At 35.8% G+C, this 26,288-nt stretch carries 23 protein-coding genes and 1 tRNA gene; 12 read left to right on the top strand and 12 right to left on the bottom strand.

The window, feature by feature from the left end; translation table 11 throughout:
- The first annotated feature begins 88 nt into the window (after window positions 1-88).
- From ACFFU9_RS04010 to ACFFU9_RS03970, 9 genes are read left to right on the top strand one after another with little or no spacing between them, the layout of a single operon-like run.
- Entirely contained in the window at window positions 89-1,090 is a 1,002-nt protein-coding gene (locus ACFFU9_RS04010; RefSeq protein ID WP_379860087.1) for a type IV toxin-antitoxin system AbiEi family antitoxin, read from the top strand.
- Window positions 1,071-1,922: a nucleotidyl transferase AbiEii/AbiGii toxin family protein gene (locus ACFFU9_RS04005; RefSeq protein ID WP_379860086.1), complete on the top strand. Its 852-nt coding sequence runs from the start codon at window positions 1,071-1,073 to the stop codon at window positions 1,920-1,922. The genes ACFFU9_RS04010 and ACFFU9_RS04005 overlap by 20 nt, the downstream gene beginning before the upstream one ends.
- The gene (locus ACFFU9_RS04000; RefSeq protein ID WP_379860085.1) at window positions 1,923-4,277 is read left to right on the top strand and encodes a type I restriction-modification system subunit M; all 2,355 of its coding nucleotides are present in this window, start codon (window positions 1,923-1,925) and stop codon (window positions 4,275-4,277) included.
- Window positions 4,274-5,569, top strand: a complete 1,296-nt coding sequence (locus ACFFU9_RS03995; protein ID WP_379860084.1) for a restriction endonuclease subunit S — start codon at window positions 4,274-4,276, stop codon at window positions 5,567-5,569. Before ACFFU9_RS04000 ends, ACFFU9_RS03995 begins: the two co-directional genes overlap by 4 nt.
- Before the next feature lie 23 nt (window positions 5,570-5,592).
- Window positions 5,593-6,957: a GmrSD restriction endonuclease domain-containing protein gene (locus ACFFU9_RS03990; protein ID WP_379860083.1), complete on the top strand. Its 1,365-nt coding sequence runs from the start codon at window positions 5,593-5,595 to the stop codon at window positions 6,955-6,957.
- 2 nt (window positions 6,958-6,959) lie between these two features.
- Window positions 6,960-8,111 carry an AAA family ATPase gene (locus tag ACFFU9_RS03985; protein ID WP_379860082.1) on the top strand — a complete coding sequence of 384 codons (1,152 nt, stop codon included), beginning with the start codon at window positions 6,960-6,962 and terminating at the stop codon, window positions 8,109-8,111.
- Window positions 8,104-8,877: a hypothetical protein gene (locus tag ACFFU9_RS03980; RefSeq protein ID WP_379860081.1), complete on the top strand. Its 774-nt coding sequence runs from the start codon at window positions 8,104-8,106 to the stop codon at window positions 8,875-8,877. Before ACFFU9_RS03985 ends, ACFFU9_RS03980 begins: the two co-directional genes overlap by 8 nt.
- Window positions 8,878-8,882: 5 nt before the next feature.
- Window positions 8,883-11,978, top strand: a complete 3,096-nt coding sequence (locus tag ACFFU9_RS03975) for a type I restriction endonuclease subunit R (RefSeq protein ID WP_379860080.1) — start codon at window positions 8,883-8,885, stop codon at window positions 11,976-11,978.
- Window positions 11,975-12,682, top strand: coding sequence for a PP2C family protein-serine/threonine phosphatase (locus tag ACFFU9_RS03970; RefSeq protein WP_379860079.1), 708 nt, complete (start codon window positions 11,975-11,977; stop codon window positions 12,680-12,682). The genes ACFFU9_RS03975 and ACFFU9_RS03970 overlap by 4 nt, the downstream gene beginning before the upstream one ends.
- A gap of 150 nt (window positions 12,683-12,832) precedes the next feature.
- On the opposite strand, the gene ACFFU9_RS03965 is transcribed toward ACFFU9_RS03970, so the two are convergent.
- The 6 genes from ACFFU9_RS03965 to ACFFU9_RS03940 form a co-directional block, all read right to left on the bottom strand.
- Complete coding sequence (locus ACFFU9_RS03965; protein WP_379860078.1) at window positions 12,833-14,413, bottom strand: type IV secretory system conjugative DNA transfer family protein; 1,581 nt, start codon at window positions 14,411-14,413, stop codon at window positions 12,833-12,835.
- Between the two features lie 11 nt (window positions 14,414-14,424).
- The gene (gene mobB / locus ACFFU9_RS03960) at window positions 14,425-15,456 is read right to left on the bottom strand and encodes a MobB family relaxase (protein ID WP_379860077.1); all 1,032 of its coding nucleotides are present in this window, start codon (window positions 15,454-15,456) and stop codon (window positions 14,425-14,427) included.
- An 11-nt stretch (window positions 15,457-15,467) separates the two neighbouring features.
- A complete protein-coding gene (locus tag ACFFU9_RS03955; protein WP_379860076.1) occupies window positions 15,468-15,848 on the bottom strand; it encodes a BfmA/BtgA family mobilization protein in 381 nt (126 codons plus the stop codon).
- 430 nt (window positions 15,849-16,278) lie between these two features.
- A complete protein-coding gene (locus tag ACFFU9_RS03950) occupies window positions 16,279-16,476 on the bottom strand; it encodes a hypothetical protein (RefSeq protein ID WP_379860075.1) in 198 nt (65 codons plus the stop codon).
- Between the two features lie 10 nt (window positions 16,477-16,486).
- Complete coding sequence (locus ACFFU9_RS03945; RefSeq protein ID WP_379860074.1) at window positions 16,487-16,936, bottom strand: JAB domain-containing protein; 450 nt, start codon at window positions 16,934-16,936, stop codon at window positions 16,487-16,489.
- A gap of 76 nt (window positions 16,937-17,012) precedes the next feature.
- Complete coding sequence (locus ACFFU9_RS03940) at window positions 17,013-17,357, bottom strand: single-stranded DNA-binding protein (protein ID WP_379860073.1); 345 nt, start codon at window positions 17,355-17,357, stop codon at window positions 17,013-17,015.
- A gap of 750 nt (window positions 17,358-18,107) precedes the next feature.
- Between ACFFU9_RS03940 and ACFFU9_RS03935 the strand changes: the two genes are divergently transcribed.
- On the top strand, window positions 18,108-18,659 hold the full coding sequence (locus tag ACFFU9_RS03935) for a TetR/AcrR family transcriptional regulator (RefSeq protein ID WP_379860072.1): 552 nt from the start codon (window positions 18,108-18,110) through the stop codon (window positions 18,657-18,659).
- A 5-nt stretch (window positions 18,660-18,664) separates the two neighbouring features.
- Window positions 18,665-19,909 (top strand): beta-ketoacyl-ACP synthase II, encoded by a 1,245-nt coding sequence (gene fabF / locus ACFFU9_RS03930; protein WP_379860071.1) that lies wholly within the window; start codon window positions 18,665-18,667, stop codon window positions 19,907-19,909.
- Between the two features lie 427 nt (window positions 19,910-20,336).
- Here the strand turns inward: fabF and ACFFU9_RS03925 are convergent.
- The 4 genes from ACFFU9_RS03925 to ACFFU9_RS03910 all read right to left on the bottom strand — a co-directional run bounded on the left by ACFFU9_RS03925 (window position 20,337) and on the right by ACFFU9_RS03910 (window position 23,613).
- Window positions 20,337-20,409 (bottom strand) — tRNA-Met (locus ACFFU9_RS03925).
- A 123-nt stretch (window positions 20,410-20,532) separates the two neighbouring features.
- Window positions 20,533-20,712 (bottom strand): CPXCG motif-containing cysteine-rich protein, encoded by a 180-nt coding sequence (locus ACFFU9_RS03920; RefSeq protein ID WP_379860070.1) that lies wholly within the window; start codon window positions 20,710-20,712, stop codon window positions 20,533-20,535.
- Between the two features lie 68 nt (window positions 20,713-20,780).
- Window positions 20,781-21,608 carry a Two component regulator three Y domain protein gene (locus ACFFU9_RS03915; RefSeq protein WP_379860069.1) on the bottom strand — a complete coding sequence of 276 codons (828 nt, stop codon included), beginning with the start codon at window positions 21,606-21,608 and terminating at the stop codon, window positions 20,781-20,783.
- Between the two features lie 94 nt (window positions 21,609-21,702).
- Window positions 21,703-23,613 carry an ABC transporter ATP-binding protein gene (locus ACFFU9_RS03910; RefSeq protein WP_379860068.1) on the bottom strand — a complete coding sequence of 637 codons (1,911 nt, stop codon included), beginning with the start codon at window positions 23,611-23,613 and terminating at the stop codon, window positions 21,703-21,705.
- Between the two features lie 156 nt (window positions 23,614-23,769).
- Between ACFFU9_RS03910 and ACFFU9_RS03905 the strand changes: the two genes are divergently transcribed.
- Window positions 23,770-24,162: a DUF983 domain-containing protein gene (locus ACFFU9_RS03905; RefSeq protein ID WP_379860067.1), complete on the top strand. Its 393-nt coding sequence runs from the start codon at window positions 23,770-23,772 to the stop codon at window positions 24,160-24,162.
- 3 nt (window positions 24,163-24,165) lie between these two features.
- Here ACFFU9_RS03905 and ACFFU9_RS03900 read toward each other — a convergent pair whose 3' ends face one another.
- Window positions 24,166-25,212, bottom strand: a complete 1,047-nt coding sequence (locus tag ACFFU9_RS03900) for an NAD(P)/FAD-dependent oxidoreductase (RefSeq protein ID WP_379860066.1) — start codon at window positions 25,210-25,212, stop codon at window positions 24,166-24,168.
- A gap of 135 nt (window positions 25,213-25,347) precedes the next feature.
- Window positions 25,348-26,238, bottom strand: coding sequence for a type IX secretion system ring subunit PorN/GldN (gene porN, locus ACFFU9_RS03895; protein ID WP_379860065.1), 891 nt, complete (start codon window positions 26,236-26,238; stop codon window positions 25,348-25,350).
- Window positions 26,239-26,288 lie beyond the last annotated feature (50 nt).

The following is a 26,288-nucleotide window of genomic DNA, read 5'->3' as shown; positions in this document are numbered from 1 at the left end:
TAGAAATTAGCTTGCTTTATTAAATTCGTTCACTATATTTGAATGTTCATTGTCACTGAACAAAATTAAATAATGAACATAAAGAACTATGTATCGCAATAATGACTTCATCTACGAGGCTGCTTCTAAGCTGGAAGAACTAACTAAAGTTTCTATTCAGGTAGATAGCAATAGGGCTGATTATGATGCGCTTTTGACTATAAACAACACACAATTTATAGTAGAGAGCAAATCTGCTGTTAGGACATCTAACCAAGGATTTATCTTATCTCAATTAGAAGAACTGAAAAATAATAGTAACAGACCTATTATTTTAATAGCTGAATATATTTCAAAAAAGGCAACCCAAGAACTAAAGGGGCGTGGTATTAACTATATCGATGTTGCCGGCAATGCGTTTATAAAGCATATAGATTTAACGATCTTCGTAGAAGGTCAAAAGAATACAAAGAAAGATAAGACAAATCAATCACGAGCTTTTCAAGAAACAGGCTTAAAAATTATTTTTCATTTATTAAATAAACCAGAAAACCTTCAAGATTCTTACAGAATAATTTCGGAACGAGCTGACGTATCCGTAGGATCGGTAAGCAATGTAATGGCTGAACTTGAAGCCTTAAATTACTTATTAAAAACAAGTAATAAACGAGTTCTTAAAAATAAAAGAGAATTATTAGAGCGTTGGGTGGTTGATTTTAATGCAACGCTTAGACCTCGAATTCTCAGAAAAAGAATGCGTTTTATAGATCAGGAACAACTAAAAAATTGGCGCACTATAGATTTACATTCTGAAAATGGTTCTATCCTTTGGGGAGGTGAACCAGGAGGGGCGATTTATACAGATAATCTAAGGCCTGAGCAATTTACCTTATTTACAGATTTAGAACTTTCTCAAGTCGCAAAAACACTACGTTTAATCCCAAGTGAAACCGGTACTGTTGAGATCTTACAAAAATTTTGGAAAGATAGCGACACTAACAACCAAACCGCCCCCCCACTTTTAGTATATGCAGATTTAATAAACAGTGGCTATGGAAGAAATATCGAAACCGCAAAAAAAATACTAGAGAATGAGCTACAGTATATCTAGCGAGAAATTTACGCATCCACTATTGAAACCTATTCTGTTAGAACTTACAGAGTACTTCAAAGAAGCGGGTATTTCCTTTTTTGTGATCGGTGCTACCGCACGGGATATCATTATGGAATTACACGATGCACAGTCCGGTCGCTTAACCTACGATCTTGATATCGCGATTACGGTGAACGATTGGGGACAATGGTTAAGTGTTGAACAGGAGCTTGTAAAGCTTGAAAATTTCACCAAGGATAAGGATCAAAAACAACGTTTTATCTACAAAGGCAAATTCCAATTAGATATTGTGCCTTTCGGAGAAATAATGAAAAAAGAGCACAAAATATTTTGGCCTCCTAACGAAGAAATAGCAATGTCCGTTTTAGGTTTTACAGCTGCTGATGAAGCTGCACTACCAGTTCGTATAGACAATGAAACCGAAATCAAAATTGCGACTCTCAGCGGTATTTTCATTTTGAAAATAATCGCTTGGAAGGATCGCCACCAGCGCAACAATAAAGATGCGGATGATATAGGTTTTATTTTAGAAAACTACTTATCAATTCACGAAGAAAGAGCTGCAACCCATTATTATGATGCTGTATATGGCCAAGAGCCATTCAAAAGCACCACAGGAGGAGCGGTTCTTTTAGGAAAGGATAGCAAAGAATTATTAGAAAAACACACAGAAACAGTTGACTCTATTCTTACAACCTTAAACGAAGAAATCGATAAAAAGGAAGAAAGTAAACTGATTAATCAAATTATAGAAACCCATAAATCCCTAAACTATGACGAAGTGCTACAATGCATTGAAAATATAGTTAATGGATTAAACGAAAAATAAATGACTCAAAATTCGCATTCTAAACTTATAGCTTTTATCTGGTCTATTGCTGACGATTGTTTACGCGATGTATATGTACGCGGAAAATATCGTGATGTTATCCTACCAATGGTTGTTTTGCGCCGACTGGATGCTCTACTCGAACCATCGAAGAAAGAAGTAATGGACGAAGTCCGGTTCCAAACGGTAGAAGCAGGCTTTACAGAGCTGGAATCTGAAGGACTGAAAACGGCAGCTGGTTATGAATTTTACAATACCAGCAAATGGACACTTCAATTACTAAAAGATACGGCTTCTAACAATCAGAGCATTCTCTTGGCTAATTTTGAAGATTATATTCTAGGATTTAGCGATAATGTTAAGGAAATCATTTCAAAATTTAATTTGGTTCGCCAAATTAAACATATGGCCACCAAGGATGTATTACTCGATGTGCTGGAAAAATTCACCTCACCACGAATTAACTTAACTCCATTTGTGAAAGAAGATCCCGATGGTTATAAACTTCCCGCATTATCCAATTTGGGGATGGGTTATGTATTTGAGGAACTCATACGAAAATTCAACGAAGAAAACAACGAAGAAGCCGGAGAACACTTTACACCTCGTGAGGTAATTGAATTAATGACGCATTTGGTATTCGAACCTGTTAAGCATCAACTCCCACCCGTAATGACTATTTACGACCCCGCCTGTGGTAGTGGCGGAATGCTCACGGAAAGTCAGAATTTCATCAAAGATGAAGCTGGTGCCATTCAAGCTAAAGGAGATGTCTATTTATTTGGAAAGGAAATCAATGACGAGACCTATGCTATTTGTAAAAGTGATATGATGATTAAGGGAAATGACCCTCAAAATATCAGATTGGGATCTACGCTTTCTACCGATGAATTTTCCGAAAAGAATTTCGACTTTATGCTCTCCAATCCGCCTTACGGAAAAAGCTGGGCCAGTGAGCAGAAATACATCAAAGACGGAAAGGATATTATAGACCCACGTTTTACCATTCAACTTTCCAATTATTGGCAAGAAACAGACACCGAAAAAGCCATCCCGAGAAGCAGCGATGGGCAATTATTGTTTTTGATGGAAATGGTGTCCAAAATGAAAAATCTAAAACAAAGTCCATTAGGAAGCCGAATTGCCAGTGTTCACAACGGCAGTAGTCTTTTTACTGGTGATGCAGGCAGTGGGGAAAGCAACATTAGACGTTATTTAATTGAAAATGATTTACTGGAAGCCATTGTGCAACTACCCAATAACCTATTTTACAATACGGGTATTACCACTTATATATGGTTGCTTAGCAATAATAAAACCAAAGAACGTCAAGGCAAAGTACAACTCATCGATGCGCAGCCGCTTTACCAAAAACTAAGAAAAAACCTGGGACAAAAAAATTGTGAATTTACCCCGGAACATATTGCAGAAATCACGCAGACTTTTCTCAATTCAGAAGCAAGAGAAAGAGAGAAAGACGACCAATTGGCAAGCAAAATTTTCAACAATACAGATTTTGGATATTATAAAGTAACTATTGAACGTCCCAAGCGCTTGCGGTCTCAGTTTACATTAGAAGCTATTGAAAGTTTACGCTACCATAGTCAATTGCAAGAACCAATGGAGTATGCGTATAAAACCTTTGGTAAAAAGGTTTATACAGAATTGCCCAGTATTAAAACAGAAATCTTAAACTGGTGTGAGGCTAATGATATCAGTTTGAGCTCTAAAAAGAAAGCTCAGCTTACCGCAAAGAAAACTTGGGAAGATGCTAAATTCTTGGTAGATACCGCTACCAAATTATATGAAGTTATTGGAGACACGGTGTTTATGGACTTTAACCATTTTTCAAAACAGGTCAACAAAGCACTCAAAAAATTGGAGATAAAACTAAGCAACGCTCAGAAAAAAGCCATTTTGGATGCGGTAAGTGTTTACGATCCTGAAGCTAAAAAAGTCATCAAAGCCACCAAAATCTTAAAAGGTGAAAAACTGGAAAGACTTTGTGCCCATTTGGATTGCACCCCAGACCAACTCCCGCATTTTGGCTATTTCCCGGGTGGAAACAAAGACACCTACACCATTTACGAAAGTGAAAGTGATTTACGGGATTATGAAAATGTTCCTTTAAATGAAACCATTTATGATTATTTTTTAAGGGAAGTTTTACCCCACGTGGAAGAGTCTTGGATAGATTTGGATAAAACCAAAATTGGGTATGAGATCAGTTTCAACAAGTATTTCTATCAGCACAAACCCTTACGACCGCTTGATGAAATTGATAAAGACATTCGCGAATTAGAAACCGAAAGTGAAGGCTTGATTATGGATATTTTAAACAGCGTGAACCTATGAAAACCTATCCAACATATAAAGACAGTGATGTAAATTGGTTAGGCAAAATTCCTAAGGATTGGCAAGCTATAAAAATGAAATATTTATTTAGAGATGTTTCAATAAAAGGCAAACCTGAAGAAGAATTGCTTTCCGTAACCCAAAATAGAGGTGTAATTCCCAGAGATTGGATTGAAGAAAGGTCTGTAATGCCTTCTGGAAATTTAGATTCATTTAAATTCATAGCTAAAGGTGATTTTGCAATTAGCCTACGTTCTTTCCAAGGTGGTTTAGAATATTGTTTTCACGATGGAATAATTAGTCCAGCATATACTGTTCTAAAAAAGTGGAAGCAAAATATTCAAGATAACTATTTCAAATACCTATTTAAGAGTATTAGTTTTATTTCAGAACTCCAAACAAGTGTTGTGGGTATCAGACAAGGAAAAAACATAAGTTTTAGTCAACTTTCCTACTCTCTAATGCCTCTTCCACCAAAACCTGAACAACAAGCTATCGCCAATTTTTTAGACGAAACCTGTGGAAAATTGGACACCGTCGTAGCCCAAAAAGAAAAAATGATTGCCTTACTGAAAGAGCGGAAACAAGCTTTGATACAAAAGGCAGTAACACGAGGTTTGAATGAAAACGTGCCGATGAAAGATTCGGGAGTAGATTGGATCGGTGAGATTCCTAAAAATTGGGAAGTTATGAAACTGAAATTTATTTCCAATAGTTTCCCAAGTAACGTAGATAAACACAGTAAACCAAATGAAACTGAAGTCAGACTATGTAATTACACAGATGTGTATAAGAACGAATTTATCACGGATAATCTTGATTTGATGATTGCCACAGCCACTAAAGATCAAATAAGTAAATTCCACCTAAAAAAAGGAGATATTGTCATAACAAAAGATTCTGAAACAGCTTCCGATATAGCCGAACCAGCTTATGTAAGTGAAGACCTTACCAATGTTATATGTGGTTACCATCTTGCAGTGATTCAACCAAACGAAAAGATTATAGGACGGTATCTATTTCGTTCTTTGCAATGCAAGTTATTCAACGCTCAATTTGAAGTAGAATCTAATGGTATTACAAGAGTTGGTTTAGGGACATCAGATATGAAAAAAGCACGTTTCCTAGTGCCAGCTAAACAAGAACAAGAAAAAATTGTCAATTACATTGATGCGCAATCCCAAAAACTAGATCAAGCCGTTACTCAACAAGAGCAGGCTATTATAAAGTTAAAAGAATATAAGGCGAGCTTGATAGATAGTTGTGTATTGGGAAAAATTAAAGTGAGTTGAATAACTAATTTTAACTAATGAATATGGAAATAAGCCTTAAAAATAATCAATCAATTATTCTAAATGCTGTAAAGAGTTCATCCAATGATTCTGGAGATATTCTATTAAAAGACGAAAATGGCAGAGATTGGATAATCATTCAGGTAGAAAATAATGAAACCTCTATTAAATTTCAAGATGATGAAATTTCCGAGCAAGAAGAGGTTTTAAGAGAAAAAATAGATGCAATCTTCATTGACTTTATAGAATCGGAACAACAAGGAACAGAAAAAACTGACATTGATAATGAATCTGACATACAACCTTTTGATCCCGAAGATATTAAAGTTCACGCCAAACAATTTAGCCTTCGCCTAATTTATGATATGATCAAAGATGAGGATATTGACTTATCACCAGACTTTCAAAGAAATGTTGTGTGGACTTCAAATCAGAAATCAAGACTAATTGAAAGTGTACTTCTAAGAATCCCTTTGCCAATGTTCTATTTTGCTGAAGAATCAGATGGACGAATCACTATTGTTGATGGATTGCAGCGACTTACAACAATTAAAGAGTTTATGGAAAATAAGTTTCCTTTAAAGGGTCTTGAATACTTAGATGAAACTTGTGGAGGTAAATATTATACAAATGAAAATGGCAAAAAAGGATTAGATAAAAAATATTTCAGATGGTTTAATCAAACTCAATTTTCTGTCAATGTAATTGATCCTTCTTCTCCCTCAAAAGTGAAATATGACATATTTAGGAGAATTAATACTGGAGGAAAACCCTTGAATAACCAAGAAATCAGAAACTGTTTAGCAGGCAAAGGCTTAAGACAAACCCTCAGAGATATGTCGGATTTGAATGAGTTTAAAACCGCTACTAATTATAGTATTCGATCTCGCAGGATGGATGATCAAGAGATTGCTTTGCGCTTTATTTTGTTTAGAGAGTTGTTTGATAAAAATGGAAATGTGGAGATGTATTCTGGATATATGGAAGCTTCATTAAATGATTTAACTGAAAAGGTTCGAACTACCGAACTAATCAATTTAAAACATCATACTGAAAATTTTAAAAAAGCAATGATTAATTCAGAGTATCTTTTTGGTAGTAGGTACGCCTTTAGGAAGATCAGAACGAAAGATTTAGAACCTGAAGCCCGAAAACAACTTATTAATAAGGCCTTATTTGTGTCCTGTTCTGTTTTATTATCATATGAAAATCCAAATATCATACAACAAAAAAATGAAGAAGGCGCTTTTTTACAACCTTTAGCGAAATTGATCGAGAATGATCAAAATTTGTTAGATTCTCTTTCATATGGGACAAATTCTAGAAACAACCTGATATATGTTTTTGAGAAGATTCAAGAACTAATCGACACAAATTTAAAAAAGTAATTATGACTAGCCTTGAAATCAAAAACTTTAAATGCTTTACTGATATTTCTATTCCAATTAACCGATTAACAGTTTTTGCTGGAGGTAACGCAAATGGTAAAAGCTCGGCTATTCAAGCATTATTGTTCTTGAGAAGAACAATCGAACATTGTGCTATTTGGACGGATGATTCGAATGATACGAATTATCACTTTAATAAGTCAAATGGTCTTTCTGTAGAATTGAATGGTTCGTATGGCCTTTCTTTGGGGACAAGTTCAGAAGTGATATCGTTCAATGCGAATGAGCAATGCATTCAACTAGGTATAAATATAAAACAATCAAAATTATTGGTTGAATATGACGTTCCAGTTGAAGATGTATTATGGCTTAAACCCGATAATGTAAACAATAATCTTAAAAACGATTTTTATTTATTCAAGCAAGAGTTTTATTATCTAAACGCTGAACGAGTTGGACCACGAGTAAACAACGATATTAAATTTTATGACTTTCCCAATACCGGCTATAATGGATCTCTCTGTGCACAACTATTAGGAGATCCTTCCTTTGAATATGGTTTTAAAGTAGATGAGAAGAGGAAATTTGAAAATACCAATAACCTACGATTAGGAACACAAGTAAATAAATGGCTAAACTATATTTTACCAGGAAATGAAGTTGAAGGGGTTTTCAACACCAAATTAATGTCTTCTCAAATTAGGATGAAAAACTCGTTTAGTAATAATGAATCTGTTTTAGCTACAAATATTGGATTTGGTTTAAGTTATGTATTACCTATTATCCTTACTGCACTTATCGCTAAACAAGATACACTATTTATTGTAGAAAACCCTGAAGCTCATTTACACCCATCTGCCCAATCCCGAATAGGAAAGTTTTTAACCAAAATGGCTTCAACAGGAATTAATATAATAATTGAAACTCATAGCGATCACGTTTTAAATGGAATCCAAATTGCTGTCACAAAAAATGATTTACCTCCAGACCAAACTACAATTAATTATTTTTCTAATGATGGTAAAAATACTCAACCAAGTATAGAAAGTATCAAAATAAATAATAAAGGTGAATTATCGAAATGGCCATCTGGCTTTTTTGATCAATCTCAAAAAGATTACGCCACTCTTCTAAAATTAAGGAAAAATGACTAGATTATTTTTGCTAGAAGAGTCTATGCAAAACCTTAAATTCGATGAATTTCAAAAAGGGCTGGATGACTTAATACTAATTGATAAAGAGGAAAATGACATCTTCTATAAAAATAATAGTATTAATCTATTAGAGAATTACTCTGAATTATATCAAAACTATTCCCAAGAAAATCAATTTAGAGCAACATTTTTAGAACAAATTGAAAGATCTGATTCCAATCCAAAATCCCTAGATGAATTGAGTGAGATTTTTCCAAATACTGCAGTAGGCTTTTTAGGAATAAATTTTCCACAATTAGAAATTGATAAAAATCTTTGTGTTGAAAACGACGATAAGTTTAAAGAATTTAAAAAGTATCATCTTGTTTTATTAAATCACTCAAATATCTCATTTCTTAAAGAAATTTGTTTCCCAAATATTATTTTTTGTGATAATTCAGAGCAACAATTAAAATTATTTGGAAATGGGCAGTATTTTCAACAATGTGTAGAACAATTATCTATTCTCAATGAATATGTGCAAAATTGGAGCGAAGGTAATTTCAATTATCAAGATCTAAATAATTCTACCGCAATAACATTAAGCCCAGAGTCAGTTACAACGATGAATAAGTTTAGCCAAGATCGCATCTTTTCGTTACCTGATGGAGGAACCGACATATTTGAATTACATATTAAACTAGGAAATATTCGTATTCATATTTTAGAAGACAATGCTTCCAAAAAAATTATGGTAGGATATATCGGAAAACATCTACCTATTTAAAAAGTATGAAAACAAACACCAACGAACAAGCTTTAGAAGCTGCTATTCAAAAATGCTTAACCGGGGTTTCACTAGAAACACTTAAAGAAGAAGGCACTTCAGTAGCAGAAGCTAATGTAGCATATAGAACAAGAAACGGGTATTATAATGGAGACCGTTCTCATTTTGATTCAAAATATGCACTAGATACCACGCGGTTTTGGGGTTTTTTAGAAAGCACACAGGAAGAAGAACTCGGTAAACTCAAACGTAGCAACGATTGGAAACTTAAAATCTTGCAACGTTTAGATCGCATTATCAAAAAACAAGGAGTGCTGCACATACTCAAAAAAGGTTTGGGAGTTGATGATGCACACTTCACGTTGTTGTTTCCGCTACCCTTAGGAAGTAGCAGCGCAAGAGTTGCTAAAGATTTTGACAGTAATCAATTTAGCGTAACCCGCCAAGTGCCGTATTCAGAAAGTAATCCGAGGGAAGAAATTGATATGGTAATTTTTGTCAATGGTTTACCGCTAATTACCCTTGAACTCAAAAATCAATGGACAGGTCAAAATGCACGGTTGCACGGTCAAAACCAATACCGTAAGCAGCGTGATCCCAAAGAACCTTTACTCAATTTTGGGAGATGTCTTGTACATATGACTGCCGATACCGATGAAGTATTTATGACGACCAAACTGAACGGCACAGATACATTTTTCTTACCTTTTAATCAAGGCTATGAAAATGGTAAAGGCAATCCGCCTAATCCATTTGGTCATAAAACAGCCTATTTATGGGAAGAGTTATTTAAGCCAAAAAGCATAGCCAATATTATTCAACACTTTGTGCGCTTAGATGGGAAGTCTAAAGACCCTATAAATAAACGTACTTTATTTTTCCCTAGATACCATCAAATGCGTGTGGTACGAAAAATTATGGCACACGTGAGCGAAAATGGAACGGGCTTCCGTTACCTTATTCAACATTCTGCCGGTTCGGGAAAATCAAATTCTATTACCTGGGCAGCTTACCAGTTGATAGAAGCCTATCCAAAAAATGAACACGCAGCTGGTAAAAAAGCAATAGACAAACCTATTTTCGATTCTGTTATTGTCGTAACCGATCGGCGTTTATTGGATCGACAGATTCGTGAAAACATTCGCAGTTTTTCGGAAGTCAAAAATATTGTAGCCCCTGCTTATTCCAGTCGGGGTTTAAAAGAAAGCTTGGAGCAAGGTAAAAAGATCATTATTACTACGATTCAAAAATTCCCTTTTATCGTGGAAGGCATTTCTGATTTAAGCGATAAGCGCTTTGCTGTGATTATTGATGAAGCACACAGTTCGCAATCGGGCACTACGGCAGACAACCTAAACCGGGCTATTGGACAAGAATCAACTGAAGTAGAAGCCGAAGATGTTCAAGATAAAATAGCGCAGGTGATGCAATCCCGAAAGATGCAAACCAATGCTTCTTATTTAGCCTTTACAGCAACACCCAAAAACAGTACGTTAGAAAAGTTTGGAATGCCACAAGAAGATAGCAGTTTTGAGCCTTTCGATTTGTATGCGATGAAACAGGCCATAGAAGAAGGTTTTATTCTAGACGTACTGAACAATTACACCACATTTAAAAGCTATTACCGTTTAACGAAGTCGGCAGAAGAAAATCCGATATTTGATACCAAAAAAGCCCAAAAGAAATTAAAAGCCTTTGTAGAAAAAGACCAGCAAACCATAGATACCAAAGCTGAAGTGATGCTGGATCATTTCACTAAGCACTTTGTGCAAAAGAAAAAATTAAAAGGAAAAGCCAAAGCGATGATTGTGACGCAGAGTATAGAGTCTGCAGTTCGATATTTTAAAGCTATTCAACGTTTGTTGGAAGAGCGTGGCAACCCATATGGAGCCATCTGCGCTTTTTCAGGAGAAAAAGAAGTAGACGGCATTTCCTTAACCGAAGAATCTCTCAACAACCTACCCGCTCATTTGGATACCGCCCAGTCATCTGATCCCGATTATATTCAGGACAAGATTGCACGTTATTTTGATATGGACGATTACCGTATTTTGGTAGTCGCCAATAAATACCTTACAGGATTTGACCAACCAAAACTCTGCGCTATGTATGTAGATAAAAAACTGCAAGGCGTAATGGCTGTGCAAGCCTTATCTCGGTTAAACCGTTCAGCTTCAAAACTGGGAAAAAAGACCGAAGATATTTTTGTGTTGGACTTTTTCAATGACAAAGAGGATATTAAAAAAGCTTTTGACCCTTATTATACAGTAACAACGTTAAGTAGTGCAACGGATGTCAATGTGCTGCACGATGCCAAAATGATTTTGGATGAAGAAGGTGTTTACGAATGGTCTGAAGTGGAACTGTTCAACGACTTATTCTTTTCAAATGCAGATACGGAAACCTTGGGAGCAGCTCTAAGCAAACCCCAAGCCCGTTTTGATGTGGAATTGCAGTTAGACCAGAAGCAAAAGGCAGATTATAAAATCAAGGCGCGGCAATTTGTTAAAATTTATGGCCAAGTGGCAGCACTCTTGGATTTCGATAATCCGGAATGGGAAATGCTATATTGGTTCCTAAAGTTTCTTATCCCTAAAATGATTGTCAAAGACCCCGACGAAGACGACTTGGACAAATTATTGGATGCCGTTGACTTGGCCACGTATGGGTTGGAACAGCGTGATAAAATAGGGGTGAAAATAGGTTTGGACGAAGGTGACTCTGAGCTCGATCCGCAGAACCCGAGCATCCGTGGTGCTCACGGAGAAAACGAAGAAGATGAACTGGAAGCCATCATCAAATCTTTTAACGAACGTTATTTTCAAGGCTGGGATGCTACCCCAGAGGAACAACGCGTTAAAATGCTAAGCTTGCAGAAATTTGTAGAAGCTCATCCAGACTTCGAAGAAAAGGTTAAACAAAACCCAGACGAACAAAACAGTGATATTGCTTTACGTCGAATTATTCAGGAAGTGTTGTCCAGACAACGAAAAAATGAACTGGAACTGTACAAATTGCACACCCAAGATAGTGCCTTTCAACAAGCTTTTTTCGATACGCTGAAACGGATGGTTCAATTGGATGTACCGACAAATAAATGAAATCTAAAGTAATATCACATATAGGTAAGCGAAAAACTAATCAGGATCGAGTATTAGCTAAGAAAATCAATACTGATTCTTATCTCTATCTAATTGCAGATGGAATGGGAGGCTATGACAATGGTGATATTGCCGCAGCAATGGTTATCGACAGTCTGACTACTTTTATATCCAACAACACTCAATTTAACGAAAATTTTATCCATAAGGCAATAAACAAAGCGAACTTAGCTTTGCGCCAATACCAAGAACAACACCAATCAAAACTTGGATCCACCCTTGGCGGAATAATAGTTTCAGGAAGAACCGCAAAGACATTTTGGGTGGGAGATGTAAAAATCCTGCATTATTCAAATGGCAAACTTTGCTTTGAGAGCAAATCACATAATCTAAGTAATGAGCTTTATGAAACTGACAATTCAAATGGTAGCGTAAATTTATCTAAATATAACCATATTGTCACCCGCTCTATTCAAGGTGATGTTAAGAAATCTGTACCCTCCTATCAAGAACTCATATTGAATAAAAATGACAAATTGTTTATTTGTTCGGATGGTGTTCACAACATCATAGATCCAAACACGCTTCAATACTTACTCAATAAAGAGGAGTCAACCGGAGCTCTCATTGCAACTATTGACCACAGACTTCAAAAAGAAGCGAGTGATAATACTAGTTTGATTTTGATAGAAAGTTTTGATTAAATTATGCGAGAATTTTGCATTGTCGATGAAGGAGATATAAAAAAAATCAAATTTTAAAAGATAAGGTACAGGATTACAACCTTATAAATGAGTTTTAATTTGGGACACACTGTGTCCCAAATTTGGAAAACCTGTTAATGATTAAATTAACTACTCAAATATCGACCTTGCTTCATCATAAATCCGTTCAAAATTATTCTCCAAATCAGCCTGAGAAAATTGCTTCGATTCCTCCGGCAATCCCCTTTGAATCTTTGCTAATTTAAACTGCACTTTTTTGTCAGTTCCATCAGCATACGTAATAAACTCGCCCTGTTTCAACCGAAAGAAAACATCCGCCCTGATTTTGGGAATTTCTTTTTCCCCTGTGGTAACTCTTGTATCAAAATCAAGATTATGACCACGGCTCACACTCTTTGTAGGATCCTTTATAATCTCAAAAAAGCGTTCATAATATTTTGCCGTGTCCGGGTCATTGACCTTTCCAAAAAACTGATAGGAAAGATTGCTCAATATCGCCTTGCTTGCCTTATCGCCGTACATCATATCGTTCTGGATCTTATCCTGCATCACATAGATCGTAGAAATATTATAGCTCCGTAATGTTGCGGGAATCCGATGCATATTTAATAAACGAATAGTTGGCGCTTCTTCCATTAATAGAAATGAAGGTTCGCTATTGCGGACGCTCATTTGCTTTGTAATCGTATGGATGATTGTTGCTATAACAGGCGAAAACGAAGTTTCAAACTTCGGATTATTGACAATCGAAATCACACACCCATTTTCTTTACTATTTATATTCAATGGCACTTCATCTGCGGACAACGTTATAAATATCCGTTGTGTACTGATACGCTTTAAGGCATTGGCCAAGGTGCTTTTTACACCAGCAGTTTGCCGTTCCGAATCCTTTCCGCTTATAAAAGCATCTGCCATAGCCCTTGATGTGGTATTGGTTTCCAGAAACTGTATCAGGCTGTCGGTGTCCAGATATTGATAAATGGCAATCAAATGCGGAAGGGTGCAGAATTGGGGGTAGGTCGTTTTGAGTTTCCAAATCAATCCCCCGATCAGACCTTCGGCAGCATCGTTAAAAAATTTAGTAGTTCCGGTCGTGCCTGATTCCCGCTGCTCCAAAAGGTTCTCTATCAGTACACGGGAAACCTCGTTTACGCTTTCCTCGTTCTCCAAATAACGTGGAGCAATGGGATTGACTCGATGGATGGTTTTATCAAAGGAAATCACCTTAAACGGAATATCACCATCCTTGAAAAGTGGGTACGCCATTTCCGTTAGCTCAAAATCTTTGTAATCGTGAATGATGCCACAAAACCCTGCTTTCCTGAAATGTTTCAGGAATCCATACACCACACTCTCGGTCTTTCCGCTTCCCGCAGAACCAATGACGGATGCACCACGTTTGATATTGTCAAGCTTGAAGTTTCCCTTGTTAGTTTCAAAATTGACTTGATACCTATGATCTCCATTTTTTGGTCTTTCTTTTTTATGCAAGAAAACATACAAGACCGTATTGATAAGCAAAAGCGGACAGACCACATTAAGTAACACCAAAACCAAACCGTTCCAATGCTGTAAAAAATAAGCTAGCGTAAATAACACAAGACTGTTCAGGGCAAATGCATATCTTGATATCTTATAGATTCCATAAAATAGCATACTGGCGAAGCCAATAGTTAAAAGAGCGGTAAAAAGGTTGTCTATGTACATAGTTATTCGAATTAGATGCCTATGGAACTTGATTTAATGGCCACTTCCACACCACGGCGTAATTTGTTGAATACTTTCATTGCCAGTTGTGCCTGAGAAACCGGAATGCTGGGCAGCATTGGAACACTACTTTCCTTCATCAGTTTAAAAGCAATGGTCTTTTCATTGGTGGGCAATTTCATCAGCGAGGCAAAATAGATTTTCGGGTTCTTGACGAAATCCTTTCTTGCCTTGTAGGTCTCGGCGAAGTTTCGTTGGTAACCGAAGGTATTGTCAAAAGTTTTTTCTGCACGTTCAAAAAAATGATCCCGGTCAAAGCCCCGTTTTATAGTCTTACCGTGCATCTCGACTTCCGATGCCTTATGCTTGCTCCCTGGTGAAAGGCTGAAGGTGTTGGAGGCATCCTTCCTGCTGACAATAATATGGATATGACTTTGGTTACCCGCCTTTGGCATTCCCTGGACAATTCGTTTCCCATCCTGTTGTTGTGGTGCTTCCTTTTCCAATCGGTCAATTTTTTGCTGTAAATGTTTGCTATTGCCTTCAGCCCGCCCTTCTTCAATATTTCTGATTTCAGTTTTGAGCTGAAGGATTTTCGTTGCATAAGGTTGGTTTTCCTTGATTTGCCAATCCGTTCCCTTAAACGTTCGTTGGTGTTCTATTTTCGCATAATATTTTATATCATCGATGTTAATGGGTCTTCCATTGATTTCACGGTTAAATGATGCCACATAGTCCTTCATCAGTTCACGGGTGTATCTTTTTAAATCTTCACTACTGTTCTCTAACCGGTTCAGTTCGTATTTGGAAGGACTGACCGTGATCGAATAGAATTTCGGTTCGGTCTTTTTCAGTTTGGCACCGTTGCCATCGATACCCTTCACTACTTCTTCAGCGGAAATCTTATCTCCATATTGATTGAAAAAGTGCTCCATTTCTTCCTGTTCCAAACCTTGGTTTTCTTTCTCCAGATAACCGACAAAATCCGCTGAACTTTGTGAATAATTTCCTCCCAGTTTTTGAGGTGTGATTGTGATATACATAGCTCAAGAAATTAGAGTTCGTTATTATGGTTTTGCTTTTCCTGAAATCTTACTTTAGGTTTTTCTTTGACCGTTTTCTTTTCCAATATTAACGGTTTCTTTCTGGGATCTTCGGTCTGGAAAAGAGATTCTATCATTGCGACCGTGGGTTTGGTCTGGGTCTTTTCCATATCCCGCATTATGGCGATGACCGCATTGATACGTTTCTTTAGGGAAGCTTCGATCGTCCTACCAGTAGGCCCCAATTTTTCCTTTGGTGAAATCTCGTTATAGAAGAAAAAGTCGAGCATTGTTTCCAATGCTTCGGTGTGTGATTTGAAGTGTGTCCTTGAAAATTCCTGAAAACGTTTTGCCGTTTCCTTTTTGAACCTGATGCCGATAAATGAGTCCATAATTCGCCGATTTGTCGCAAATTATTCCCTAAAAATGGGCTTTTACAGGGCATTTGTCGCAAATTGTAGGAGGTGGAGAATTTTACAATTTTTTAAAATACTGAATATCAGTAATTTAAAAACAACAAGGAGTCCTAAACATCGCATCGCGTGTTACCCTCTTGCTACTCCTTTTCGTTCGCCCCAGGCGAACAAAATTCCGTACAATTTGGATCAAAATCCAATTGCCATTTTCAAGAAAATAATTTCCTGTTATATATTATTTCGATGGGTACGGTTATCGGCGAAAGTAAAAAAATGGATAACCCTACGTAAATTTGAATGCTGAATTTCAGCTAAATAAAGATAATGATTTTTATTGAATTGAAATTGATTAAAGGGAAAAACACCCCCACAATTTGAGAGGTGTTTGCCCAGTGAGTTTTGAAAATTAGATATTGAATACAAACGTGTAGGAATACAAATTCCGTAATGCTTCTTCTTCGATCATCGTTTCAAAACTGGTATAATTTTCTTTTACGTATTTACGGATGTCCTCCCCAAATTTTCGTTCCACATCTTTTTTAGAATCTTCCAAAAGTCGGTTTTGAGTCTCTTCGCTCAAGTCGGTAAAATTTAAATAAATCATAGCTTTCAATTTAAAGGATTCCGTTATCTGCAAAACTGTAATAATCGCCATCAGGGGAAAGTATCAAATGGTCTAAAACCTTGATATCAAAAAGCTTCCCAGCCTTTTTAATTTTCTCGGTCAGGTTTTTATCCGCTTCACTAGGTTTTAAAGTGCCACTCGGGTGGTTGTGAAGTAAAATTACTGCGGTTGTCAAGCTCTTTAAGAGTACGGCAAACAGGATGCGGACATCCACTAAAGTTCCTGTAATTCCTCCGTTGGAGGCTTCGTATATTCCTTTTACCTTATTGGCGTTGTTGAGCAACATTATTTTAAAGGTCTCGTGCAGTTCAATTGTTTCTTTGTTCCATTGGCTGAAGGCTAAATCTGCGGCACTTTGGGAACAGGTTATCTTGGGAAGCAAATTTGCTTTTAAACTTCCGCTGTAACTTATCGCTATTTCATTAACTTTGCTTTTCATTGTTAACTTATTAATTGGGTTAATAATTAAAAGAGGGCGCAACTTTCCACGGGAACGCCCTCTTAAATTTTAAGGATTACTTGTCGCTTTTATTGCCTAGTAAAAGCACTTCCTTTGCTTCCACTTCGGTTACATAGCGTTGGTTTCCGTCATCGGTAGTATAGGTGCGGGTTCTTAATTTTCCCGTAATGGCTATTTCCTTTCCCTTACCTACATAATTTTCGATAATCCCCGCAGTCTTGCCCCAAGCTACAACCGTGTGCCAATCTGTAGTTTGTGCTTTTTCGCCTTTGGAATCTTTGTAATACTCGTTTGTGGCAAGTGAAAAACGGGCTACTTTTTTACCGCTTTCAAGGTTGGTAATGGTTGGTTCCTGTCCAACGTTTCCGATTAACTGTACGTGATTTTTTAAAGTACTCATAATAAAATATTTAAAGGTTAATAATGCTGTCCGAACCATTCAGACAGTATGCGTTTCTATTTTTTTGAAGTGATTTACTTATTATATCTTGAGCGTTTTCCTTTTTTGTTTTTTTTTGGTGCCGCTTCCTTTTTGATGTTTTTGTACGATTTCATAAGATTCATTTTAGATTTACTTCCCATAGCGCCCTCGCTGTTACCTTTTTTTGTTGCTGATACAGTTTCAATATTTGGAATTGATAAGGACTTATAAAAGGGAGGCACGACCGGTTATGCAGTCCGTTCAACTTCCCAATGTTGGTATTTTGCTGTCAAAAAAAGGGATGGACAGTGAGGGTGCGGGAGTAGGTCTAAAGGCTTTTGTGAAGTACTAATACATAGGAAGCGGCACCAAATGAATTAATGGAATTCCGATGGAGCGGACTCCGTTCACGATTTCGGATTGGAAATGTAGTGTTCCTTTCAAGAGTATCGGAAAGGGTTACCTAAATGGAAAGGAGAAATTGGGGATGGTGTCCAAGACTTTTAAGGGAAGCTCTTTGCCCAGAATGTAGCCTTTCGCGGAATGGAGGGAATGTGCTGAGTGAAGCGTATTGGCTATTTTTTATATACATTATCAATGGATATAATTGAGACCTTTGAGCCTTATTTAAATTGGATATATACCCCCGTCTCATCATAAACTTTTCAATATCAAATTAAAAAAGTTAAATAATTTGCCTACCTATTAGTAGGTATATATATTTGCAATATGAATACAAGAGATAAAATTATTTCAATTGGAGATGATCTAATAAGAAAAAGAGGTTGTAATGCATTTAGTTTTAGTGATATATCTAAAGAGTTAAATATAAAGAATGCCTCTATTCATTATCATTTCCCCACCAAAACCACTTTAGTAATGGCTGTAATTCAGAAACATCATATACTTCTGGAGAAATTCAAACAAAATGTAACGGACCTAGATTCGATTCAAAAAATCATAAAGTTTCTCTCGGTTTATACAATGGCCAAAGCTGATGGAAAAATCAGCATTTTAGGTTCACTAGCAAATGACTATTTCACATTTGAACCAGAAGTACAAACAGCATTGAAGATACTAACAGACAATACTCTTAATTGGCTTACAAGTACATTAAAAGAGGGTAAAAAAGAGGGGGTTTTTCAATATAAAATGTCAGATAGAAACAAAGCACTTATGATCATTACTAATATACTTGGTGCAGAACAATTATCACGAGTTACTTATCAACACGATTTTCGGAATATTAAAGAAAATATCATAAATAATTTAATACAATAGTTAGAATGAAACGAGTAGTCATCACTGGATTGGGCGCATTAACGCCAATAGGAAATAATGTAAATGATTTTTGGAAATCATTACTTGAAGGGAGGAGCGGTGCGAGAGCTATCACAAGATTTGATGCTAGTAAATTCAAAACAAAATTTGCTTGTGAGCTCAAAGACTTCGACCCACTAGACCATATTGAAAAAGCAGAAGCAAGAAAATATGATTTGTTTACTCAATACGCTTTAATTTCAGTTGAAGAAGCTATTAAAAATGCACATATCAATTTTGAAGAATTGAACAAGAATAAGATTGGTGTTATTTGGGGATCGGGAATTGGTGGTATTAGCACATTTCAACAACAGATAACTGAATTTGCACAAGGAGAGGGTAGACCCAGTTTCAATCCGTTCTTTATTCCGAAAATGATTGTTGATATTGCTTCGGGTATCATTTCTATAAAATATGGACTTCGTGGAATAAATTTCACAACTGTTTCTGCTTGTGCTACTTCAAATACCGCTATTATTGATGCTTTTAATTATATACGTTGGGGAAAAGCAGATATGATAATAACAGGCGGTTCAGAAGCATCAATAACCGAAAGTTCTATAGGTGGTTTCAATGCTTCTAGAGCATTATCGACGCAAAACAAAAATCCACAAATTGCTTCTCGTCCGTTTGATATAAATAGGGACGGTTTTGTAATGGGAGAAGGAGCAGGTGCTATCATTTTGGAAAGCTATGAACACGCCATAAAACGAAATGCACCAATTATTGCGGAAATTGCTGGTGGTGGTATGGCAGCAGACGCCTATCATCTTACAGGAACCCACCCCGAAGGTGAAGGAGCATATTTGGGAATGATGGCTGCCTTGGAAGATGCCCATATTTCTGCCAATGAAATTGATTATTTAAATACACACGCTACATCAACACCACAAGGAGACGCTAGCGAGTTAAAAGCGATAGAACGGGTTTTCGGAAGACAAAGTAAAGTAAGCATTAGCGCTACAAAATCAATGACAGGTCACTTGTTAGGTGCCGCTGGCGCTATTGAAGCGATTGCTTGTATTAAAGCTATTCAGAGTGATATTGTTCCACCAACAATCAATTCTATAGATATTGAGCCCGAATTTAAGGACTTATTTAACCTGACTTTGCACCAGTCACAAAAAAAACAAATAAACTTCGCAATGAGTAATACTTTCGGTTTTGGTGGCCATATTGCAACAAGTATTTTCAAAAAGCATATAGAATAAAAGTTACAGTCAATTCAGGTAGTTGTTGCATAAGCTTCTAATGCTTATAAAAATGTATTCATTTAAAACACACTTAAGCGGTTTTCTAATTTCATATCGCCCTCAGATTAGTTTTAAAAAATTTTGAATGGATTTATAAGTTGTGTTAAAGTTGTATTGAGGATTGAAAACAAGTTGAACATTCCTGCTAAACTTTTCCTCTTTCTTGATTACGATTGAACAGAATACAGGTCTGTGGCAACAACTAGCGATTATTTTAGGTATTCCTAGAAATGAAATTAATGAAAAATACTATTTCTTGCTAAAAAATAATATCATTTGGATTCAAAATAAATATCAAATCGAAAAAGCTTTGATTCTGTACTTATTCTGTACTATATGAAATTAAAAAAGGCTTCACATTTCTGTGAAGCCTTGCCTTTCCTAGTAGCGGGAACTGGACTCGAACCAGTGACCTTCGGGTTATGAGCCCGACGAGCTACCTACTGCTCTATCCCGCGATATTTGGTTTTAAACAATTTTTTAGCTTTTAACTTTTCGGTTCATAATGCCGAACTAATTGTTTGGGACTGCAAAGATACAACTCTTTTTGACTTTTACAACAATAAAATTAAAAAAAAATATCAACCAATTGTAACTGCCTCAAAACTCACAAGTTCCGAGTTAAAAAATTGTGCAGACACCTGAATAGGATTACAACACACCTCACAATCTTCGATATAACACTGCTCGAAAACAGAACTATCTAAAAGCATAGAAATGTTTTCCCAACAATGCGGGCAAGTAAAAAAATGTTCTTTCATAAAGTCAAATATAAAAAAAAAGCAATACATAAACGTATTGCTTTTTCAAATTAAAATAACATTTAAAATCACTCTTTTTCTATATCTATGCTTGCTGCAGTACTTTGTATATCTAAAAGCCTTAATCCTTTTGAAGGATTTTTAACAGAAACACTCGTATAGTCTTGATTTAAATTATTGTCGCTCACCATCATAGTATTTAAGTTTTTTAAATTTAGAAGCTCCATAGGAACCTCCCCTATAAACTGATTGCTGGATAACAAAAGTTCTTCAAGCCTTGATAGTTGTGCAATTTCAACAGGAATAACGCCATCCATTCTGTTATCCATTAAACTTAATTTTTTTAATTCTTTTAAAGCATAGATTTCACTTGGAATGGGCCCCGTAAGAAAGTTGCTTCCTAATAAAAGTTCTTCTAATTTACTAAGTTGCATTAAAGAAGAAGGAATATCACCCGTTAAACTATTACTGTATAACTTTAAACATTTTAGTTTTTTTAATGCCCCTAACTCCGAAGGAATAGGCCCTTCAAATTTATTCATAAATAACTCTAAAGAAATTAAGTCTTTCAAATTCGCGAGAGTAGCCGGTAGCGTTCCACCTAATTTATTAAATCCCAGGTTTATTTTTTTCAAATAAACAAGATTCCCTATTTCCTGAGGCAAAGTACCTTCTAGGTTATTAAAGGGTAAATTGACCTCTACAACTCTCCCTTTTTCTATTTTAAGACCATGCCAAGTTTCAATAGGCGCTTTAATATTCCATGTAGTATTCCATTCAGACCCATTGGTAGCATTGTACAGTACCAATAGTGCTTCTTTTTCGCTAGGAGAAACATTTGCAAAAGAATAGGCGGTTATTAAACAAAAAAAGAACATCAATTTCAAGGTCTTCATCTTAATTGGTTTTGGTTAATTATCTCACGAAAATAAATTAAAACCAGACGAAAAACTATTTTATTCGACGAAAAGCAACATGTTTTAACACATGCTACTCGTTAAACTGTTCTATTTCCGTTTGAATGATTTCCCATTTTTTCATACATTCATCTAAATCCAATTTCTTTTTTTGGTAAAGATCAAAAAAACCTGGCTTTGATGCAGTCTCGTCATAGTGAGATTCAAGCTCTAAATCATGTGCTTTAATTTCACGTTCTAATTGATTAATCTTAGACTCTACATTACTCAACTTATTGTTTAAAGATTTTAACTTTTTTTGGTCATCATAAGACTGCTGCTTTTTTTCTTTAGGAACTTCTTTTATTATAGTACGCTTTTCTACCTCACGCAAGTTTTCCACCTTTCGCTGTTCCAAATAAAAATCGATATCGCCTAAATACTCTCTTATTTTATGGTCTTTAAACTCATAAACACTACTTGTAAGTCCTTGAAGAAAATCACGGTCATGCGACACTAATATTAAAGTGCCCTGAAAACGCTTTAGAGCTTCTTTTAATACATTTTTAGATTTAATATCCAAGTGATTGGTAGGCTCATCCATAATTAGCACATTAAAGGGCTGTAACATAAGTTTCGCCAAAGCCAAACGGTTACGCTCACCTCCAGACAATACCTTTACATACTTATCAACCTCGTCCCCTCGAAATAAAAACGACCCCAAAATGTCCCTAACCTTACTTCTATTTGTTTCATTCGCAGCGTCTATCATAGTATCATGTACCGTTTTATTTCCATCTAAATACTCGGCTTGATTTTGTGCAAAATACCCTATCTGCACATTATGTCCGAGCTTTAAAGTACCTTCACACTTTATATCGCCAACAATAATTTTTGCCAAAGTAGATTTACCTTGTCCGTTTTGACCAACAAAGGCCGTTTTACTATCACGCTCTATAAGTAATTCTACATCTTTTAACACTTGGTTTTTACCATAGCTTTTTGAAAGATTTTCAGCTTCTACAACCACCTTCCCTGGAGTAATAGATACCGGAAAATTTAAGGTCATGACACTATTATCGTCCTCATCAACTTCAATTCTATCAATTTTATCGAGTTTCTTTATAAGCGACTGTGCCATTGTGGCCTTTGATGCTTTGGCACGAAATTTCTCAATCAGTTTCTCTGTTTGTTCAATTTGCTTTTGTTGATTTTTTTGAGAAGCCAATTGTTGTCCCCTAAGCTCTTCACGAAGTACCAAATACTTAGAGTATGGCTTAGGATAATCATAAATTCGTCCTAAAGAAATTTCAATCGTTCTATTGGTAACATTATCCAAAAACATTTTATCGTGAGAAACAATAGCCACTGCTCCGGCATAATTCCTTAAAAACCCTTCCAGCCATATAATAGACTCTATATCCAAGTGATTGGTAGGCTCATCCAGGAGTAATACATCATTGTTTTGGAGCAGTAATTTTGCTAGCTCTATACGCATACGCCATCCCCCTGAGAATGTATCAGTAAGTTTATTAAAATCTTTACGCTGAAACCCCAATCCCTGAAGTATCTTTTCGGTTTCTCCTTGGTAATTATAACCGCCTAAAATTTCATACTGATGTTGAACATCGTTTATATCCACCATCAACTGATGATACCCATCGCTTTCATAATCGGTTCGTTCGGCTAGCTGGGCGTTTACCTGGTCTATTTGGGCTTCTAACAGTTTAATCTCAGTAAAGGCTTCATAAGCTTCCTCCAAAACCGTTCTGCCTAAAACAAAATCAATATCTTGTTTAAGAAATCCTATTTTCAATTCTTTATCCGCTGCTATTTGCCCCGTATCGGGTTCCATCTCTTTAGATAAAATTTTAAGCATAGTCGATTTTCCTGCTCCATTTTTTCCAATAAGCCCAATTCTATCGCCATTACTAAGTTTAAAAGTAATATCTTCAAACAGGTATTCTCCTTGGAATGAAATCGATAAATTGTGAATGTTCATCATAAATTTATAACTATTGTTACTAAGAATTAATATTATAAAACTTAGTTTTGTAAGACTGTTTTTCGCTGTTGCAAAAGCACATTCAGCAGAAATACCGAAAAACGGATTGTTAACGTATTTTTTTTTAATTGAAAGTGCAAAAGTACATTAAATTATATGTTTAAAAAAGGAACGAAATTATATAGTATTATTACAGGTGCTTGTCCAAAATGCCATGAAGAGAGTATGTTTAAGAATAAAAACCCATACATCCTTTCAGAGGCTTTAAGCATGCACGAAAGGTGCAGCAACTGTAACACAAAATACAAAATGGAACCTTCTTTTTTCTTTGGATCCATGTATGTAAGTTATGCAGTGGGTATTGCTTTTGCTGTGGCTGCCTTTGTTATTAGCTTTTTTATATTTAAAGCAGACATTAATGTTGTATTTATCGCCATATCTGCAACACTAGTGGTTTTTATGCCTATAATTCTAAGGCTTTCCAGAACAATTTGGATTAACTTTTTTATACATTATGATAAAACATTTGCTAAAAGACAAAACCTTTAATTACTAAGCTTTACTAAAACGCGAGCTATCAATTTCTTTATCAAGAGGCTCTTTATTTTCAATGAGATTAAAAAGTTGTGTTGCCACATAAGGACCTATCATAACACCCCGAGTACCTAATCCGTTAAGCACGAACATGTTTTTATGGATTTCATGCTGTCCAACCAAAGGACGTCTGTCTTTTACAGTGGGCCGTATACCTGCCACTTGTCCTATGATTTTAAAAGAACAGGTAATAAGTGTTTTAAGCTTTTCTAAAAGCTCAATTTTGCCCTTTTCTGTTATATTATGTGTGGTATCTTCCCATTCATAAGTTGCTCCAACACTATACAAATCATTTCCTAAAGGAATTAAAAAAACAGGTCCTTTCAATACATAATCTATTTTCAAGTCTGGAGCATAAATGGTAAGCAACTCCCCCTTTGTTGGCACTAAAGGCAAATCGTTAAAAAAGGGGTTTTGCGTAATACCAAAGCCTTCTGCAAAAACAATGTATGTCGCAATAATGTTTTGGTATTGAACCTTGTTATGATGGATTTGCAATAACTCATATTGAAAAGCCTCTTCAATACATATGTTTTTTAGCAAAAGAGCCGCTCTATAATGGTCTATTAAGGTTTTAACATCAAGCCTTCCTGTTTGAAGCACTTCTCCAAGGCCGAATGGAGCGTTTATCGCATTATTTACGTTTTTTATGATTTTCGGTCTAAGGTATTTATGGAGTATTGGTTTATCGGAAGCTGTAAACCAGTCATTTTGTTCTTCAACAGATGTAAATTTTCTTCTTACAGGAACTTTATAGTCCAATTGAACTCCAAGCTCTTGTTCTAAGCTTTGATACATAGTTAATGCCATTTGCAATTGCTCATCACTTTTCCAAACAGGCGTAAACCGTTTTAGTACAACGGGATTATAAAGACCACCAGCAACCACAGAGGATTGTTGTGAGTTATTATCAAATACGACAAAGGTTTTTTTCTGGGCTTTTAACTGCTCACAAAAGCTAATGCCAGCTAAACCGTTCCCTATAATTATATAATCTACTTCCATAATACGGCGAAGATAACGAGAAAGCAGATTTCCACATGCACAAGAAAGATAAAAAAGTTTCTATGGTATGCATTAAATGTAAAAACGCCCGCTAAAAGGGCGGGCGTTTTAAGTATTATAAAAGTTATGCAAGATCTAATATGTCCACATATCCAGTTCAAAGTCTCTAATTTTGTCTTTAATCCTTTCAGACTCCAACAATTGCATCAATGAGTTTTGTGAAACATACTCTGTAATCGTTCTATCCCCTTGAACATTTTCTTCTTTATATATATAGCCATGGAACCGTCTAGAATTCAATATATGATCGAAAGAAAAAGGCATACTGCTATTCTGATTATTAAATGATTTAGCCTCGTGCAACACCTCTCTAGCATCTGGGAAAAACACCCAAAAAAGCTCTACCAAATCGGGCTGTTCTGTATCGATAAAGTTTACATCTGGAGCTACTGGAGCTATACCCAATAACCTGTATTTAAGCTCAGCTTGGCGCTTGTCAAAATACCAAAGTCCTTTAATATGATACTCTTGGATATCTGCTGCTGTGATATCTCTTCTATCGATATACTCTGCAGATAGATTTTCTCCAGCATTTAGCTGTTCAATCCCCATCTCTGTGGTATCCACTTTACTTAAAGACGCTTCAATATCCTTTAAAGTTCTTTTTGAGCTGAAATAAGAATCATCATAAATGTTTTTTATTTTATTCGATTTTATACTTTTCATCAGTACATCGTACAACGAGCGTCTGTTGCTACCTATATTATTGGTGTCAATAGGATAGTAAAGTGGGAAATTTGCGCGTTCATCTAATACTATCTTTTCCCAAACTATTTTAGAAAAAAGAATATCCCTATCGTCAACATAACCATATTCAAGAGGTTTATCGTTATCGATTGCTTTTTGCGCATCTGTTCTAACCCCAATTTCATCAGGGCTTTTAGCATTTAAAATATTAGCTTGCGCAAACGAAGTAACCACTGAACAAACCGTTGCAAGGATTAATAAAAAACTTTTTAATTTCATCTCTTTAATACTTTTTAAATTATTAGGTTGACTGCGATGTAATATCATTT

This window comes from Mariniflexile ostreae, assembly GCF_042427585.1.
In the GTDB taxonomy this organism is placed as follows: Bacteria; Bacteroidota; Bacteroidia; order Flavobacteriales; family Flavobacteriaceae; genus Pseudalgibacter; species Pseudalgibacter ostreae.
The sequence above is the reverse complement of the archived record's forward strand: the minus strand, read 5'-3'. Positions and strand labels throughout refer to the sequence as shown.

What these genes read in the sequence shown, in the direction of transcription:
- ACFFU9_RS03985 (WP_379860082.1), top strand. Translation starts at nt 6,960, where the DNA reads ATGACTAGCCTTGAAATCAAAAACTTTAAATGCTTTACTGATATTTCT.
- ACFFU9_RS03905 (WP_379860067.1), top strand. Translation starts at nt 23,770, where the DNA reads ATGTTTAAAAAAGGAACGAAATTATATAGTATTATTACAGGTGCTTGT.
- ACFFU9_RS03915 (WP_379860069.1), bottom strand. Translation starts at nt 21,608, where the DNA reads ATGAAGACCTTGAAATTGATGTTCTTTTTTTGTTTAATAACCGCCTAT.
- ACFFU9_RS03975 (WP_379860080.1), top strand. Translation starts at nt 8,883, where the DNA reads ATGAAAACAAACACCAACGAACAAGCTTTAGAAGCTGCTATTCAAAAA.
- ACFFU9_RS03990 (WP_379860083.1), top strand. Translation starts at nt 5,593, where the DNA reads ATGGAAATAAGCCTTAAAAATAATCAATCAATTATTCTAAATGCTGTA.
- ACFFU9_RS03950 (WP_379860075.1), bottom strand. Translation starts at nt 16,476, where the DNA reads ATGATTTATTTAAATTTTACCGACTTGAGCGAAGAGACTCAAAACCGA.
- ACFFU9_RS03935 (WP_379860072.1), top strand. Translation starts at nt 18,108, where the DNA reads ATGAATACAAGAGATAAAATTATTTCAATTGGAGATGATCTAATAAGA.
- mobB (WP_379860077.1), bottom strand. Translation starts at nt 15,456, where the DNA reads ATGTATATCACAATCACACCTCAAAAACTGGGAGGAAATTATTCACAA.
- fabF (WP_379860071.1), top strand. Translation starts at nt 18,665, where the DNA reads ATGAAACGAGTAGTCATCACTGGATTGGGCGCATTAACGCCAATAGGA.
- ACFFU9_RS03995 (WP_379860084.1), top strand. Translation starts at nt 4,274, where the DNA reads ATGAAAACCTATCCAACATATAAAGACAGTGATGTAAATTGGTTAGGC.
- ACFFU9_RS03945 (WP_379860074.1), bottom strand. Translation starts at nt 16,936, where the DNA reads ATGAAAAGCAAAGTTAATGAAATAGCGATAAGTTACAGCGGAAGTTTA.
- ACFFU9_RS03920 (WP_379860070.1), bottom strand. Translation starts at nt 20,712, where the DNA reads ATGAAAGAACATTTTTTTACTTGCCCGCATTGTTGGGAAAACATTTCT.
- ACFFU9_RS04005 (WP_379860086.1), top strand. Translation starts at nt 1,071, where the DNA reads ATGAGCTACAGTATATCTAGCGAGAAATTTACGCATCCACTATTGAAA.
- porN (WP_379860065.1), bottom strand. Translation starts at nt 26,238, where the DNA reads ATGAAATTAAAAAGTTTTTTATTAATCCTTGCAACGGTTTGTTCAGTG.
- ACFFU9_RS03965 (WP_379860078.1), bottom strand. Translation starts at nt 14,413, where the DNA reads ATGTACATAGACAACCTTTTTACCGCTCTTTTAACTATTGGCTTCGCC.
- ACFFU9_RS03980 (WP_379860081.1), top strand. Translation starts at nt 8,104, where the DNA reads ATGACTAGATTATTTTTGCTAGAAGAGTCTATGCAAAACCTTAAATTC.
- ACFFU9_RS03910 (WP_379860068.1), bottom strand. Translation starts at nt 23,613, where the DNA reads ATGATGAACATTCACAATTTATCGATTTCATTCCAAGGAGAATACCTG.
- ACFFU9_RS03970 (WP_379860079.1), top strand. Translation starts at nt 11,975, where the DNA reads ATGAAATCTAAAGTAATATCACATATAGGTAAGCGAAAAACTAATCAG.
- ACFFU9_RS03940 (WP_379860073.1), bottom strand. Translation starts at nt 17,357, where the DNA reads ATGAGTACTTTAAAAAATCACGTACAGTTAATCGGAAACGTTGGACAG.
- ACFFU9_RS03955 (WP_379860076.1), bottom strand. Translation starts at nt 15,848, where the DNA reads ATGGACTCATTTATCGGCATCAGGTTCAAAAAGGAAACGGCAAAACGT.
- ACFFU9_RS04010 (WP_379860087.1), top strand. Translation starts at nt 89, where the DNA reads ATGTATCGCAATAATGACTTCATCTACGAGGCTGCTTCTAAGCTGGAA.
- ACFFU9_RS03900 (WP_379860066.1), bottom strand. Translation starts at nt 25,212, where the DNA reads ATGGAAGTAGATTATATAATTATAGGGAACGGTTTAGCTGGCATTAGC.
- ACFFU9_RS04000 (WP_379860085.1), top strand. Translation starts at nt 1,923, where the DNA reads ATGACTCAAAATTCGCATTCTAAACTTATAGCTTTTATCTGGTCTATT.